Annotated in this window: 14 protein-coding genes and 1 pseudogene; 13 read left to right on the forward strand and 2 right to left on the reverse strand. The window is 72.1% G+C overall.

The annotated features are described in order from the left end of the window. The first annotated feature begins 81 nt into the window (after nucleotides 1–81). The 6 genes from J7E94_RS10830 (at nucleotide 82) to J7E94_RS10855 (ending at nucleotide 7,526) form a co-directional block, all read left to right on the forward strand. On the forward strand, nucleotides 82–1,248 hold the full coding sequence (locus J7E94_RS10830) for an MFS transporter (RefSeq protein ID WP_215014439.1): 1,167 nt from the start codon (nucleotides 82–84) through the stop codon (nucleotides 1,246–1,248). Between the two features lie 37 nt (nucleotides 1,249–1,285). Further along, complete coding sequence (locus J7E94_RS10835) at nucleotides 1,286–2,656, forward strand: hypothetical protein (RefSeq protein WP_215014441.1); 1,371 nt, start codon at nucleotides 1,286–1,288, stop codon at nucleotides 2,654–2,656. After that, nucleotides 2,641–5,184, forward strand: coding sequence for an aminopeptidase N (gene pepN / locus J7E94_RS10840; protein WP_215014443.1), 2,544 nt, complete (start codon nucleotides 2,641–2,643; stop codon nucleotides 5,182–5,184). Before J7E94_RS10835 ends, pepN begins: the two co-directional genes overlap by 16 nt. Before the next feature lie 73 nt (nucleotides 5,185–5,257). Further along, nucleotides 5,258–6,058, forward strand: coding sequence for a 4'-phosphopantetheinyl transferase superfamily protein (locus tag J7E94_RS10845; protein WP_215014445.1), 801 nt, complete (start codon nucleotides 5,258–5,260; stop codon nucleotides 6,056–6,058). Further along, nucleotides 6,055–6,648 (forward strand): flavodoxin family protein, encoded by a 594-nt coding sequence (locus J7E94_RS10850; protein ID WP_215014447.1) that lies wholly within the window; start codon nucleotides 6,055–6,057, stop codon nucleotides 6,646–6,648. The genes J7E94_RS10845 and J7E94_RS10850 overlap by 4 nt, the downstream gene beginning before the upstream one ends. Before the next feature lie 353 nt (nucleotides 6,649–7,001). Continuing rightward, on the forward strand, nucleotides 7,002–7,526 hold the full coding sequence (locus tag J7E94_RS10855; protein ID WP_215014449.1) for a LysM peptidoglycan-binding domain-containing protein: 525 nt from the start codon (nucleotides 7,002–7,004) through the stop codon (nucleotides 7,524–7,526). A gap of 92 nt (nucleotides 7,527–7,618) precedes the next feature. Here J7E94_RS10855 and J7E94_RS10860 read toward each other — a convergent pair whose 3' ends face one another. Next, nucleotides 7,619–8,326, reverse strand: coding sequence for a DUF5324 family protein (locus J7E94_RS10860; RefSeq protein WP_215014452.1), 708 nt, complete (start codon nucleotides 8,324–8,326; stop codon nucleotides 7,619–7,621). A gap of 174 nt (nucleotides 8,327–8,500) precedes the next feature. Between J7E94_RS10860 and J7E94_RS10865 the strand changes: the two genes are divergently transcribed. Together J7E94_RS10865 and J7E94_RS10870 are read left to right on the forward strand one after the other, a co-directional pair. Continuing rightward, nucleotides 8,501–9,028 carry a peptidylprolyl isomerase gene (locus J7E94_RS10865; RefSeq protein ID WP_215014573.1) on the forward strand — a complete coding sequence of 176 codons (528 nt, stop codon included), beginning with the start codon at nucleotides 8,501–8,503 and terminating at the stop codon, nucleotides 9,026–9,028. Between the two features lie 125 nt (nucleotides 9,029–9,153). Further along, complete coding sequence (locus J7E94_RS10870) at nucleotides 9,154–10,029, forward strand: rhomboid family intramembrane serine protease (RefSeq protein WP_215014454.1); 876 nt, start codon at nucleotides 9,154–9,156, stop codon at nucleotides 10,027–10,029. A 115-nt stretch (nucleotides 10,030–10,144) separates the two neighbouring features. On the opposite strand, the gene crgA is transcribed toward J7E94_RS10870, so the two are convergent. Continuing rightward, nucleotides 10,145–10,399: a cell division protein CrgA gene (gene crgA, locus J7E94_RS10875; RefSeq protein ID WP_215014456.1), complete on the reverse strand. Its 255-nt coding sequence runs from the start codon at nucleotides 10,397–10,399 to the stop codon at nucleotides 10,145–10,147. A gap of 91 nt (nucleotides 10,400–10,490) precedes the next feature. On the opposite strand from crgA, the gene J7E94_RS10880 reads away from it, so the two are divergent. The 5 genes and pseudogenes from J7E94_RS10880 to J7E94_RS10900 form a co-directional block, all read left to right on the forward strand. Further along, nucleotides 10,491–11,264, forward strand: a complete 774-nt coding sequence (locus tag J7E94_RS10880; RefSeq protein WP_215014458.1) for a DUF881 domain-containing protein — start codon at nucleotides 10,491–10,493, stop codon at nucleotides 11,262–11,264. After that, on the forward strand, nucleotides 11,236–11,997 hold the full coding sequence (locus J7E94_RS10885) for a class E sortase (RefSeq protein WP_215014460.1): 762 nt from the start codon (nucleotides 11,236–11,238) through the stop codon (nucleotides 11,995–11,997). Before J7E94_RS10880 ends, J7E94_RS10885 begins: the two co-directional genes overlap by 29 nt. Nucleotides 11,998–12,086: 89 nt before the next feature. Continuing rightward, nucleotides 12,087–12,263 carry a hypothetical protein gene (locus J7E94_RS10890; RefSeq protein WP_030011120.1) on the forward strand — a complete coding sequence of 59 codons (177 nt, stop codon included), beginning with the start codon at nucleotides 12,087–12,089 and terminating at the stop codon, nucleotides 12,261–12,263. Then, the gene (locus J7E94_RS10895; protein WP_215014462.1) at nucleotides 12,260–12,898 is read left to right on the forward strand and encodes an aminodeoxychorismate/anthranilate synthase component II; all 639 of its coding nucleotides are present in this window, start codon (nucleotides 12,260–12,262) and stop codon (nucleotides 12,896–12,898) included. The genes J7E94_RS10890 and J7E94_RS10895 overlap by 4 nt, the downstream gene beginning before the upstream one ends. 149 nt (nucleotides 12,899–13,047) lie before the next feature. Continuing rightward, nucleotides 13,048–13,725 (forward strand): annotated as a pseudogene (locus tag J7E94_RS10900) (class E sortase); the annotation flags it as partial. Nucleotides 13,726–13,737 lie beyond the last annotated feature (12 nt).

Below are 13,737 nucleotides of genomic sequence, written 5' to 3' on the forward strand. Positions count from 1 at the left end.
AGTAGTCCAACACGTCTGCGATCAGCGATGTCAGCCAACTTCGGAGGCCTTCCGCGGCCGTTCTGGATCATCTTCGCCGGAATGATCGCCAACCGGGTCGGCAACATGGTCGTGCCCTTCCTGGTCTTCTACCTGGCCTCGCGCGGCATCACCACGGCGCAGACCGGCGGCATCGTCGTGGCGCTCGGCGTCGGCGGGCTGTTCGGCCCGCTCCTGGGCGGCGCCATCGCCGACCGGATCGGCCGCCGGTTCGCTGTGATCATCGGCCTGGTCGCCACCCCCGCCGGGCTCGGAGCGCTGTTCGCCGCGCCGGGCCCGCTCACCCTGGGCGCGGCGGCGGCCCTGCTCGGGCTCACCACGAGCATCTACCGGCCCGCCGCGTCGGCGCTCGTGGGCGATGTGGTCGGCAACGAACTGCGCGGCAAGGCCTTCAGCCTCCTGCACTGGGGATTCAACATCGGCACGGCGGTGGCCAGCGCCGGGGCGGGCTACCTCGCAGGCCGCGGCTTCTGGCTGCTGTTCGTGCTGAACGGCCTGACCTGCCTGGTCTACGCCGTCATCGTCGTGGTCGGCATCCCCAAGGACCTGCCGAGGCCGGCGCGCTCCACGGCCCGGAGCGGTGTGGGCTACGCGGTGGTCTTCCGCGACCGGCTGATGGTGGGCTACCTGACGGTCAGCGTGCTCGGCACCACCATCTACACGATGACCGAGTTCGCCATCCCGCTCGCCATCCAGACGGACGGCCTCTCGGCGGCGGTGTACGGACTCGTCGGCGTCGCCAACGCGGTCATCGTCATCGCGCTGCAGCCGGTGCTCTACGGGACGGTGGCGAAGATGCCCCGGATCAAGGTGCTCGCCGCGTCCTGGGTGCTGATCGGCGTGGGCGTGGCGTGCACGGGGCTCGCCCAGAAGCCCTGGCACTACGTGGTGACCGTCGTCGTCTGGTCGATCGGCGAGGTCATCAACGGGGTCGTGGCCGGGGCCATCGTCACCGACATCGCCCCGGAGGACGCCCGCGGCCGCTACCAGGGCGCCGTCAGCTGGGCCTGGTCTGCCGCACGGCTCGGCGCCCCCCTCATCGCCGTGGGCCTGTTCACGACCGCCGGACCCGCCGCCCTGTGGTGGGGCTGCGCGGTGGTCGGCCTCCTCACCGCCGGCGTGACGGTCCGCCTCACCGGCGCCGTCGAAGCCCGCGCCGAGGAGAACGCCCGACTGGAAGCGGACAAGGTCGCGCAGCCGGCGCTGTGACCACCCGACCGCCGACCTCCCCCTAAGGACATTCCACATGACTGTCAACGAGACCTATCTGCGCCGCTCCCTCGAAGGCGACCGCGGCCTGCTCGACGCCGTCCGCGACGCCCGGCTGCCGAGCGCCTTCGACAACGCCTTCGGCAAGGTGCTGCTGCCCCGGCCCTTCTTCGTCCCCGAGGCGGAGATCCGCTCCACCGCCGCCGACCTCGCCGCGTTCTTCGAGCTGCTGTTCTCCATGCCCGACCGGCTCTACGGCGGTGACCTGGGGCGCTACTGCGAGGCCCTGGGCATCGACCGGGCCCGCGCGGCCGTCATGAGCCGGCTGGCCGACCGTCCCGCCCTCTACGGGCGGGCCGACCTCAGCCACGACGGCGAGTCCTTCAAGCTCTTCGAGCTGAACGTCGGCAGCAGCCTGGGCGGCACGGACCGCGCGGAACTCGCCCGCACCCTGCTCGAAGTGCCCGCCTTCGCCGCCTTCGCCGAGGAGCACGGCATCGGCTACGTCCACACCGGCGAGCGCCTCGCCGGCACCCTGCGCGAGATCGCGCTGCCGCTCACCGGCGGAGCGGAGCCCGTCGTCGCGTACGTCGAGGCCAACGGCGGCCTGAGCGGCTCCACCCACCTCGCCCGGTCCTTCGCGGAGATGATGAACCGCTGCGGCATCGACCTGGTCATCGGCGAGATCGGGCAGATCGAGGAGACCGGCGGCCGGCTGCGGCTGCACGGCCGGCAGATCGACGTGGTGCTGCGCTACTTCACCCCCAACGAGATCGTCGAGGACCCGGCCGGCCCGCAGGCCCTCGAACCGGTCCTGCGGGCCCACGAGGAGGGCCGCGTCGTCCTGTGGACCACCCCGCAGAGCGCGCTGTTCGGCAACAAGGGGGCCATGGCCCTGATGTCGGACCCCCGCATGCGCGAGGGTCTCTCGGCGGAGGAGTCCCGGCTGATCGACCGGATCCTTCCGTGGACCCGCCTCCTCACCCCCGAGCTGGTCGACCACTGCCGCGCCCACCGCTCGGAGCTGATCCTCAAACCCACCGCCGACTACGGCGGCGCCGGCATCGTCGCCGGCTGGGACAGCACCGAACAGGAGTGGAAGGACGCGCTCGACGCGGCGGCCGACGGGGGCTTCATCGTCCAGCGCCGGGTCGGCTCGCGCCCCGAGCAGGTCGTGGACCCGCAGACCGGCGAGCTCCGCGAGTGGACCCCGACCTGGGGCCTGTTCCTGCTGCCCTCCGGATACGCCGGCTCCTACATCCGGGCCCTGGAGGACTCCGCGGGCGTCGTACGCGCCGGGACCTTCAAGACCACCACCGTCTTCCACACTCCGGATCCGGCGCCGCAGGCCCCGGCCGGCAGCCCTGAGGCCGCGCTCACGAAGGACGTCGCGTGGCAGGGAATCTGACCCAGGCCGAGGCGCGGGAGCGCGCCGCCCTCCTCTCGGTGGAGGACTACCGGGTCCGCATCGACCTCACCGGGGGCCCCGACACCTTCCGCTCCACCACGACCGTGCGGTTCGGCTGCGCGGAGCCGGGCGCGGCCACCTTCATCGAGCTGGCCGACGCCGTCGTCCACGAGGTCCTCCTCAACGGCGCAGCCCTGGACACCGCCGTGCAGGGCGGCCGGATCGCCCTGCCCGGCCTCGCGGCCCGCAACGAGCTGCGGGTGGTGGCCGACTGCCGTTACTCGCGCACCGGCGAGGGACTGCACCGCTTCACCGACCCCGTCGACGACCGGGTGTACGTCTACAGCCAGTTCGCGACCGCCGACGCGCAGCGCGTCTTCGCCTGCTTCGACCAGCCCGACCTCAAAGCCCGCCTCGAACTGACGGTGGACGCCCCCGCCGGCTGGGAGGTCGCCTCCAACACGCCCGGAGCGACAGCCGCCGAGCGGCCCGCCGGTGCGGCGACCTGGCACTTCCCTGCCTCCGAGCCCTTGCCGACCTACGCCATGGCGCTTGTCGCCGGCCCGTACCACCGTGTGCGCGACAGCTACCGCGCCGAGGACGGCCGGACGATCCCGCTGCGCCTGCTCTGCCGGGCCTCGCTCGCCGAACACCTCGACGCCGACGTCCTCTTCGACATCACCAAGCGCGGCTTCGACTTCTTCCACGGGGTCTTCGGGACCCCGTACCCCTTCGGCAAGTACGACCAGGTCTTCGCGCCCGAGTTCAACGTCGGCGCGATGGAGAACGCCGGGTGCGTCACCGTCAGCGAGAAGTACGTCTTCCGCTCCCGGGCCACCGCCGCGCTGCGCGAGCGGCGCGCCGAGACCCTGCTGCACGAGATGGCGCACATGTGGTTCGGCGACCTCGTCACCATGCGCTGGTGGGACGACCTCTGGCTCAACGAGTCCTTCGCCACCTACGCCGGCCTCCTGGCCCAGACCGAGGCCACCGAGTGGACCGGGGCCTGGACCACCTTCGCCAACCTCCGCAAGGCGGAGGCGTACCGCCAGGACCAGCTGCCCTCGACGCACCCCATCGCCGCGGACATCCCCGACATCGCCGCCACCGAGGTCAACTTCGACGGGATCACCTACCTCAAGGGCGCCGCCGTACTGAAGCAGCTGGCCGCCTACGTCGGCCGCGGGAACTTCCTGGCCGCCGTCGCGCACTACGTCCGCCGCCACGCGTGGGGCAACACCACCCTCCCCGACCTGCTGGCCGCCCTGGAGGAGACCTCGGGCCGCGACCTCGCCGCCTGGTCCAAGGAGTGGCTGGAGACCTCGGGCGTCAACACCCTGCGCGCCGACTGGCGGTTCGACGCCTCCGGCCGCGTGGTCTCCTGCGCCCTGGTGCAGGAGGGCACGGGGGAGCGCCCCGTGCTCCGCGCGCACCGGATGGCGATCGGCCTCTACGACCGCGGCCCGGCCGGTGTCGTACGGCGCCGCCGCATCGAGCTCGACGTGACCGGCGAGCGCACCGAGGTCCCCGAACTCGTCGGCGAGGCCCGCCCTGACCTGCTCCTGCTCAACGACGACGACCTGACGTACGCCAAGGTCCGGCTCGACGACCGCTCCCTGCGCACCGTGCTCGGGGCCATCGGCGAGATCCGCGACCCGCTGGCCGCCGCCCAGGCGTGGACGATCGCCTGGGACATGACGCGCGACGCGGAGCTGCCCGCCCGCGCCTACGTCCGGCTCGTCGCCGCCCACCTCGGCTCGGTGACCGACGCGACCCTGGCGCAGACCCTCGTGGACCAGGCCCGCAAGGCCCTCCACGATTTCGCCTCCCCGCAGTGGCGGGCCACCGGCCTGGAGGCGCTGGCGGACGCGGCCCACACGGCGCTGACCGCGGCGGAGCCCGGATCCGACCTCCAACTGGTGCACCTGCAGGCCCTGCTCGGGACGGCCGCCTCCCCTGCCCATCTCACCGCCCTCCGCGAGATCCTCGACGGCGTACGGACCGTCCCCGGCCTGGCCGTCGACGTGGACCTGCGCTGGGCGCTGCTGCGGCGGCTGGTGGTCTGCGGAGCGGCGGGACCGGCCGAGATCGACGCCGAGCGGCGCCGTGACCCCTCGGCCGCGGGCGAACGCAACGCGGTCGCCTGCCTGGCGGCCCTGCCGGAGGCCGATGCCAAGTCCGCCGCCTGGCAGCGGATCGTCTCCGGCGAGCTCCCCAACAGCCTGCTGCGCGCCACCCTGGAGGGCTTCGCCGAGCCGGACCACCGCCGGCTCCTGGAGCCCTTCGCCGCTCCGTACTTCGCCGAGGTCGGACGGATGTGGGCCGAGGCGCCCGGCGGCACGGCCCAGCGCTTCGCCCGCGAGGCCTTCCCCTCCGGGGCGGTCGCGGAGCGGACGGTGGCCGCCGCGGACGCCTTCCTGGCGGCTGCCGACGTCCCCGCGGCCCTGCGCCGGCTGGTCCTGGAGGCGCGCGACGAGGTCGCGCGGGCGATACGGGCCCGGCGGTGCGACGAAGGCGGGGAGGGGTGACGCGGTGTACTTCGCCCCCACTGCCGCCCCCGCAGACGGTGCCGCGCCCGGTCCCCCCTCCGAGTCCTGCCGTGTGACCGCCTGTCCGGCCCCGTCCGCGCTCCCCGAGCGCGGCGGTACCCATGTGTGGTTCGGCGACGACCGCGGGGCCGTCCTGCGCCAGGACATGGAGCTGCTCTCCGAGGAGGAGCGCGGCCGATGTCTGCGCTTCTCGCGGTACGAGGACCGCCGACGCTTCGCTGCCTCCTGGGCGGCGGTGCGGCGCACCCTCGCCGCCTACGCGGACGTGGAGCCCGGGGAGATCCGGTTCGGGCGCACCGGCCCGGCGCACCGGGGGAGGCTGCGCCACCGGCATCTGGTCCTCATCGCGGCCTCCGGACCCCAGGTCTTCCTGAGTGTCGCCCGGTCCGAGGAGTTCTGGCTGCTCGGGGTATCCGTCGACGACCCGGTCGGCGTCGATCTCGAACACGTCCGGGATTTCGACACCGAGGGGCTGATCGACCGCTGCCTGGCCCCCGAGGAGCAGCTCCAGGTGCGGGCCCTGTCCCCGGAAGTCCGCCGCGCCGCCTTCGTCCGGGCCTGGACCCGCAAGGAAGCCGTGATGAAGGCGGCGGGACTGCCGCTGACCACCGCGCCGCACCGGGTGCTGGTGCACCCGGGCCGCTCCGGACCCGTACACGTCGAGCTCGCGGGGGAGCAGGATGGGCGGGAGGGGCCGGACCGGCGGGCCGACGGGGACCGCGTTGCACCGGGCCGCTGGGCGGTGTACGACCTGCCGCAGCACGGACCGGTGCTGGCGGCGTTCGCCAGGCCGCTGACCGGCACGGGTGCCGTGCTGGTCCACGACACCATGACCGAAGAGAGCAGAGTATGACCACGACACATCAGTTCAGCGGCCGCACGTTCCTGTTCCTGCTGGCGAGCAGCCGCCTGGACGGAAACACCGAGACCCTCGCCCGGGAGGCGGCCGCGGCCCTGCCCGACGGCGTGGAGCAGGAGTGGCTCCGCCTGAAGGACCTTCCGGTCCCGGCGTTCGAGGACCGGCGCCACGACGGGCCCGGCATCTACCCCGAGCCCGTCGGCAACTCCCGCGTCCTGCTGGACGCCACGCTGTCCGCCACCGACCTCGTCGTCGCCTCGCCGCTCTACTGGTACAGCCTCTCCGCGAGCGCCCAGCTCTACCTCGACCACTGGTCGGGCTGGATGCGGGTGCCCGGCCTCGACTTCAAGCCGCGGATGGGCGGCAAGACCATGTGGAGCATCACCGCACTGTCCTCCGAGGACCGGTCGATGGCCGACCCGCTGATCGGCACCCTGCGCAACTGCGCCGCCTACATGGGCATGCAGTGGGGCGGCTCGCTGCTCGGCCTCGGAAACGCACCGGGCACGGTCCGCGACGATGCCGAGGCACTGCGCGCTGCCGGCGAATTCTTCGTCACGGACCGTGCCTCGGTGACGGTGTAGTCCCGGTCAGCCGGCCGGTGTTTCACGTGAAACACCGGCCCGCAGGAGGGTCGCGGCCAGGGCGACCGCGGCCGGCAGGAGTGCGGCGCCGATGGCGAAGGCCAGGTGGTAGCCGCTGGTGAGCGCCTCGGCCGGGGTGCTGGCCGCCCGGGTCGAGGACTCCGTACGGGAGGCCGCGAGGGTGGACCCCCTCCGACGGCCCCCGCCCTGCCCGCCGCGCCCGCCCGTGACGGCGGCCTCCCCCGCGGTGGTGTCCCCCGGACGGCCCCGTCACAGGGCCGCCGGGCCCCCGGTGGCCGACAGTGGGAACGGCACAAGCCCAGGGGGAAACACCACGCCGGAGGCGTACAGACATGGGACTCTTCGACTTCCTGAAGTCCGACAAGAAGAAGGCGCACGACGCCGCCGCGAAGGCGAAGGAGCAGATCGAGCAGCAGGCGCCCGCCGCGCGCCCGGCCGACGCCGCCCCGGCCACCCGCGGGGCAGCCGAGCGGATGGCGGCGGCCGCGCCGCCCAAGCCCGCCCACGCCGCCCCCGCGAAGCCGACCCCCGCCTCGGCCGCGCACAAGGCCGTTCCCGCCACGCCCAAGCCCGCCGCGATGCCGAAGCCCGGTGAGCCCGCCTCCGCGGCGCCCGGCGCCGCACACACCCCGACGCCCGCCTCGGCCGCGCACAAGGCCGTCCCCGCCGCCCCCAAGCCGGCGGCCACCGCCAAGAGGCGTACGTACACGGTCAGGCCCGGCGACTCGCTCTCCGCGATCGCCCGCCGCGAGCTCGGCAACGAGGGCCGCTGGCGGGAGCTCTACGCCATCAACCAGGGCGTCATCGGCTCCCACCCCGACCTCATCCGCCCGGGCATGGTCCTCACCCTCCCCTGAGCACCTGTTCCCCCGAGCGCAGGGGGACAGCCGAAGGGCCCGGATCCTTGAGGGATCCGGGCCCTTCGGCTGTTCGGCGACGGGCGCCGCGGTCAGCTCGGCTTGTCCTCCGCAGCCGACCCCGGCCCCGATTCCGACCCCGACTCGCGCTCCTTGGCCGCCAGTTCGTCGTCGAAGCTCGACGGGGCGTCCTGCGACGACAGCTCGGTGGCCGCCGGCGGCTCGACGAGCCAGTCCGGGTTCGACTGCTGGTCCCACCACTTCCACGCCGCGAACGCGCCGCCGGCCAGTACGCCGACCACGGCGAGCCCCTTGAACACCCGGCCCATGCGCGCCCGCCGCTCGTGGCGCCGCACCAGCCGCTCGATCTCCTTCGGCGTGACCTGCCCGCGCAGTGCGGCGAGCGCCGCCGTCGAGCGCGACGCGGCCTCCCCGGCCACCGGCGTGGCAGCCGCGAGCGCACTCTCGATCCGGGGCTGCGTGTAGTCGGCCGCCCGGCGCGCCGCGCGGCGCGACTCCCGCACCGCCTTCGTCGCCGCCCGGTCCACATTCGGCGGCACGTGCGTGCGCGCTGCCCTGAGCCGGGGATGCACATGGCTGTCGTACGTCATTCGGGCCTGTCGGGCGGCCTCGTTGGCCGCGTGCGAGACCTTGGGCGCCAGCAGCACGTTCGCCTCCTGCGCGTAGTGCACGGCCGCGTCCTTGGCGCTTCCTGCGTATGGCGCCACCAAATCCGACGCGTGCTTCACCGTATCCCTGGCGCTCTCGGCGGCCAGGCGCACGCTGTCCTTACGGGTCACGGGATCCTCCTCTTCGGTGGCGGACACAGTTCACCTTTCCACCCTTTGTCGGATCATGCCTGCCATACAGCGGACCGGCATGCGTGACAGGGCATACGGGTGGAGGTTTTCTGTGCCGCGGAGCGCTCCGTGCGACTATCTGGACCGACAGTGATGACTATGGAAGGCAGATCCGTGGCCGAGAAGCTCTACGCCACCCTGAAGACCAACAAAGGCGACATCGAGATCGAGCTGCTGCCCAATTTCGCCCCGAAGACCGTCCGGAACTTCGTGGAGCTCGCCACGGGTGGCCGCGAATGGACCCGTCCCACCGACGGCCAGAAGACCACGGACCCGCTCTACGACGGCACCGTCTTCCACCGTGTCATCAGCGGCTTCATGATCCAGGGCGGCGACCCGCTGGGCAACGGCACCGGCGGCCCCGGCTACCAGTTCGCCGACGAGTTCCACCCCGACCTGGCCTTCACCAAGCCCTACCTGCTCGCCATGGCCAACGCGGGCCCGGGCACCAACGGTTCGCAGTTCTTCATCACCGTCGCGCCGACCGCCTGGCTGACCCGCAAGCACACCATCTTCGGCGAGATCACCGACCCAGCCGGCCAGAAGGTCGTGGACTCCATCGCCGGCCTGGCCACCAACCCGCGCACCGAGCGCCCGCTGGACGACGTGATCATCAAGTCGGTCGTCATCGAGAAGCGCTGAAGCGACCCCGGGCCCCGGGGCGCCTGCGACCGGGTCCCCGGGAACCTTTCGGCCCCGTCCGTCCGTACTGCATGCATACCGGACCGGCGGGGCGTTCCCCTGCCTCGCCGCTGATCGAGGAACCGATGGACACCGACCGTCTGCCGGGCTGCTACCGCCACCCGGACCGTGACACGGGGATCCGCTGCACCCGCTGCGAGCGCCCCATCTGCCCCGAGTGCATGATCAGCGCCTCGGTCGGCTTCCAGTGCCCCGAATGCGTCCGCGAGGGCTCCGGCACCGGACACCGCCCGACCGCGAACGCCCCGCGCACCCTCGCGGGCGGAGTGGTCGCCGCCGACCCCCACCTCGTCACCAAGGTCCTGATCGGCATCAACGCCGCCGTGTTCTTCGCGGGCCTCGCCGCTCCGGCCCTCGTGGTCCAGCTCGAGCTGCTCGGCCGGTACGTGGAATTCTTCGGGGCCCCGGTCGAAGGAGTCTCCGCGGGCCAGTACCACCGCCTGCTGACCTCGGTGTTCCTGCACGTCGAGTGGTGGCACATCATCGGCAACATGATGGCCCTGTGGGTGATCGGCGGCCCGCTGGAAGCCGCACTGGGCCGGTCCCGCTACCTCGCCGTCTACCTGCTCTCGGGGCTGGGCGGCAGCGCCCTCGTCTATCTGCTGACCCCGCCGAACACCCCGACCCTCGGCGCGTCCGGCGCCGTCTTCGGCCTGCTCGGCGCCACCGTCGTCCTGGTGCGCCGGCTGCGCTACCAGATGCGTCCGGTGATCGTCATGCTCGTGTTCATGCTGGTGCTGACCTTCGTGCCGCTCGGCGGCAGCCTCAATGTGTCCTGGCAGGCCCACGTGGGCGGCCTGGTCACCGGGGCCCTGGTGGGCCTTGGCATGCTCAGGCCCACCGCCGGCCGCAACCGGACACTCATCCAATGGGGGACCTGTGTGGCGGTATTCCTGCTGGTGGCAGGCCTGATTCTGCTCCGGACCGGAGAACTCACCTGATCACACCGGCGTCAACTCTCCACAGAGTTATCCACAGATCTTCTGTCTTTTCCTCAGGTGTGGATGACGCTGTGGATAACTCATGGGGAGAGCTTCCGTCAGAAGGCGATCGGTGCTACTTCCACTGCGTGGATACGCCGAATCCGGCCGCGATAAATCCGAAACCGACCACAATGTTCCAATTGCCGAGCGACTCGACCGGCAGCTGGGTCTCGGTCACGTAGAAGACCACGATCCACGCGAGTCCGATCAGGAAGAGGGCCAGCATGACCGGGGCGACCCAGCTGCGGTTCGTCAGCCTGATGCTCTGCGGCTGCCGCGTCGGCGGCGGCGTGTAGTCGTCCTTCTTGCGGATACGTGACTTCGGCACGAGGGGCTCTCCTGTCGATGGGCTGGGGACCTTGCCTGCCCCGGGCGTCCGTTAGCGTAGTGGACCTGTGGCGTTGAAGGAGAAGGGTACGTTGAGCAATTCCGACGACTCCTCCGCGGGTCCCCGTCGCCGGGCCAGACCGGTCCGGTTGCTGACGGCCGCGGTGTTCGCCCTGGCCGGGCTGCTCTTCGTCACCAGTTTCAACACCTCCAAGGGTACGAACATCCGGACCGACGCCTCACTCCTCAAGCTTTCGGACCTCATCGAGGAGCGCAGCCAGAACAACGCGGCGCTGGAGGAGAGCACCGGAGCGGTCCGCCGCCGGGTGGACGCCCTCGCCGAGCGCGACGACGGCAGCACCAAGGCCGAGGACGCCAAGCTGGCCGCCCTGCGCACGGCGTCCGGCACCGAGGAGCTGACCGGCAAGGGCCTGACCGTCACCCTCGACGACGCCCCGCCCAATGCCACTGCCCGCATCCCGAACGTACCCGAGCCCCAGCCCAACGACCTGGTGATCCACCAACAGGACCTCCAGGCCGTCGTCAACGCCCTCTGGCAGGGCGGAGCGCAGGGCATCCAGGTCATGGACCAGCGGCTCATCTCCACCAGCGCGGTGCGCTGCGTGGGCAACACCCTGATCCTCCAGGGCCGGGTCTACTCGCCGCCGTACAAGGTTTCGGCGGTCGGCGACCCGGGCGCGCTGCGCAAGGCCATGGCGGCCTCCCCGGCCCTGCAGAACTACCAGCTGTACGTCAACGCGTACGGGCTCGGCTGGAAAGTGGAGGAGCACAGGGCGCTGACACTTCCGGGCTACTCCGGCACAGTGGACCTCCACTATGCGAAGCCGGTGGCACCCACCCCGTGAAGGGGCTCGTCCTGGCGTCGTACTGCGCCTGGTCGTACGGACGTTCAGCGAGGTGTGCCTGACGGCGGGCACCCTGATCGTGCTCTTCGTCGCGTATGTACTGCTGTGGACCGGGGTCAAGGCCGACCGGGCCATGGACGCCGAAATGACCCGGATGCGCGACACCTGGGCGGCGGCCCCGGTGCCCGCCCCACAGCCCGCCGCCCCCGCCACTCCGGCCGCCCCGAAGGCTCCGGAGGCTCCGGAGGCGCCGCCCCCCTACCCCGCCGGCCAGGCCCTCGCCGAGATGTACATCCCGCGCTTCGGCCCGGACTGGAACAAGCCCGTCCTGGAGGGCACCGGCACCGAGCTGCTGAAGAAGGGGCTGGGCCACTACACGGGCACCGCCCGCCTCGGCGCCACCGGGAACTTCTCGGTCGCGGGCCACCGCCGCACGTACGGCGACCCCTTCAAGGACGTCCCGGAGCTGCGCCCGGGGGACGCCGTGATCCTCAAGGACGCGACCGCCTGGTACACGTACACGGTCCGCGGCGGGCCGCTGCGCACCCTGCCCACCGACGTCCGGGTGGTCGACCCCGTCCCGGCGAGGTCGCCCTTCACGACGCCCGGCCGGTACCTGACGCTGACGACCTGCGACCCCGAGTGGGGCCACAGCCACCGGCTTGTCGTCTGGGCGGAGCTGACCGGGACGCGCGCCGTGGGGCAGGGGAGGCCGGAGGGATTGCCCAGCTGACCCACCCGGCCGGGCCGCTGCCTTTAGTCTGTTCGCGTACCGCCCCCGCGGTGCGTTGAACGAATGAGGACGAAAAGGAAACAGAAGCCATGTACGGCTGGATCTGGCGGCATCTGCCCGGCAATGCGTGGGTGCGCGCGCTGATCTCGCTCGTACTGGTCCTCGCGGTGGTGTTCGTGCTGTTCCAGTACGTCTTCCCGTGGGCCGAGCCGCTCCTCCCGTTCAACGATGTGACAGTGGACGAGGGATCGGGAGCCACTCCGTGAGCGCGCGCATTCTGGTTGTCGACAATTACGACAGCTTTGTCTTCAACCTGGTCCAGTACCTCTACCAGCTCGGCGCCGAATGCGAGGTGCTGCGCAACGACGAGGTCGAGCTCTCGCACGCGCAGGACGGCTTCGACGGCGTGCTCCTCTCCCCGGGCCCGGGCACGCCGGAGGAGGCGGGCATCTGCGTCGACATGGTCCGCCACTGCGCGGACACCGGCGTTCCGGTCTTCGGCGTTTGCCTCGGCATGCAGTCGATGGCGGTCGCGTACGGAGGGGTCGTGGACCGGGCTCCGGAGCTGCTGCACGGCAAGACCTCGCCGGTGGTGCACGAGGGCCTCGGCGTCTTCGCCGGCCTGCCGTCGCCGTTCACCGCGACCCGCTACCACTCGCTGGCCGCCGAGCCCCTGACCCTGCCCGACGCGCTGGAGGTCACGGCGCGCACCGAGGACGGGATCATCATGGGCCTGCGCCACCGGGAGCACGACGTCGAGGGCGTGCAGTTCCACCCCGAGTCGGTGCTGACCGAGTGGGGCCACCGGATGCTCGCCAACTGGCTGGTGCGCTGCGGTGACGCGGGTGCCGTGGAGCGCTCGGTGGGGCTGGCCCCGGTGGTGGGCAAGGCCGTCGCGTGACGGCGGTCGCGCCGTCCGCGCCCACGGAGGGCCGGGCCGCGCGACGCAGGGCAGCGCAGGAGGCCGCGAAGCGGGCCGCCCGGCACAGCCGCAGGCGGGGCGGGCGGCGGCGCAGGCGGCCGGCGTCGGGCGGCCCGGTGGTCATCGCGAGCCGGCTGGGCGGGGAGCTGTTCATCACACTGGGCCTGGTGATGCTGCTGTTCGTCGCCTACCAGCTCTGGTACACGAACCTGCTGGCCGAGCGGACGGCGAACGGGGCCGCGGGCTCGCTCCAGCAGACGTGGCGGCAGGACCCGGGCCCGGGCTCCGGGGCCGGCGCCCCGCCCGTGTCGGCCTTCGAGCCCGGGCAGGGGTTCGCGATCCTGTACATCCCGAAGCTGGACGTGAAGGTCCCGGTGGCGGAGGGCATCAGCAAGCCGAAGGTCCTCGACAAGGGGATGGTCGGGCACTACGGCGAGGGCGCGCTGAAGACGGCCATGCCGGCGGACCCGCAGGGGAACTTCGCGCTGGCGGGCCACCGCAACACCCACGGAGAGCCGTTCCGCTACATCAACCGGCTCGTGCCGGGGGACCCCGTCGTCGTCGAGACGCGGGACGCGTACTACACGTACGAGATGACCTCGGCGCTGGCGCAGACGCCGCCGACGAACGTCTCGGTGATCAAGCCGGTGCCGGAGGGGTCGGGGTTCACCGCCCCCGGCCGGTACATCACGCTGACGACCTGCACCCCGGAGTTCACCAGCACCTACCGGATGATCGTATGGGGCAGGATGATCGACGAACGCCCCCGCAGCCAGGGCCCTCCGCCCGCGCTGGCCAGCCCGTAGCCGCCCTGAGGA

This window comes from Streptomyces sp. ISL-94 (assembly GCF_018614075.1).
GTDB lineage: Bacteria > Actinomycetota > Actinomycetes > Streptomycetales > Streptomycetaceae > Streptomyces.

Excerpts from the sequence above, each read along its gene's own strand:
- J7E94_RS10855 (WP_215014449.1), top strand. The coding sequence starts at position 7,002 with ATGGGACTCTTCGACTTCCTGAAGTCCGACAAGAAGAAGGCGCACGAC.
- J7E94_RS10850 (WP_215014447.1), top strand. The coding sequence starts at position 6,055 with ATGACCACGACACATCAGTTCAGCGGCCGCACGTTCCTGTTCCTGCTG.
- J7E94_RS10885 (WP_215014460.1), top strand. The coding sequence starts at position 11,236 with ATGCGAAGCCGGTGGCACCCACCCCGTGAAGGGGCTCGTCCTGGCGTC.
- J7E94_RS10835 (WP_215014441.1), top strand. The coding sequence starts at position 1,286 with ATGACTGTCAACGAGACCTATCTGCGCCGCTCCCTCGAAGGCGACCGC.
- J7E94_RS10890 (WP_030011120.1), top strand. The coding sequence starts at position 12,087 with ATGTACGGCTGGATCTGGCGGCATCTGCCCGGCAATGCGTGGGTGCGC.
- J7E94_RS10870 (WP_215014454.1), top strand. The coding sequence starts at position 9,154 with ATGGACACCGACCGTCTGCCGGGCTGCTACCGCCACCCGGACCGTGAC.
- J7E94_RS10830 (WP_215014439.1), top strand. The coding sequence starts at position 82 with ATGATCGCCAACCGGGTCGGCAACATGGTCGTGCCCTTCCTGGTCTTC.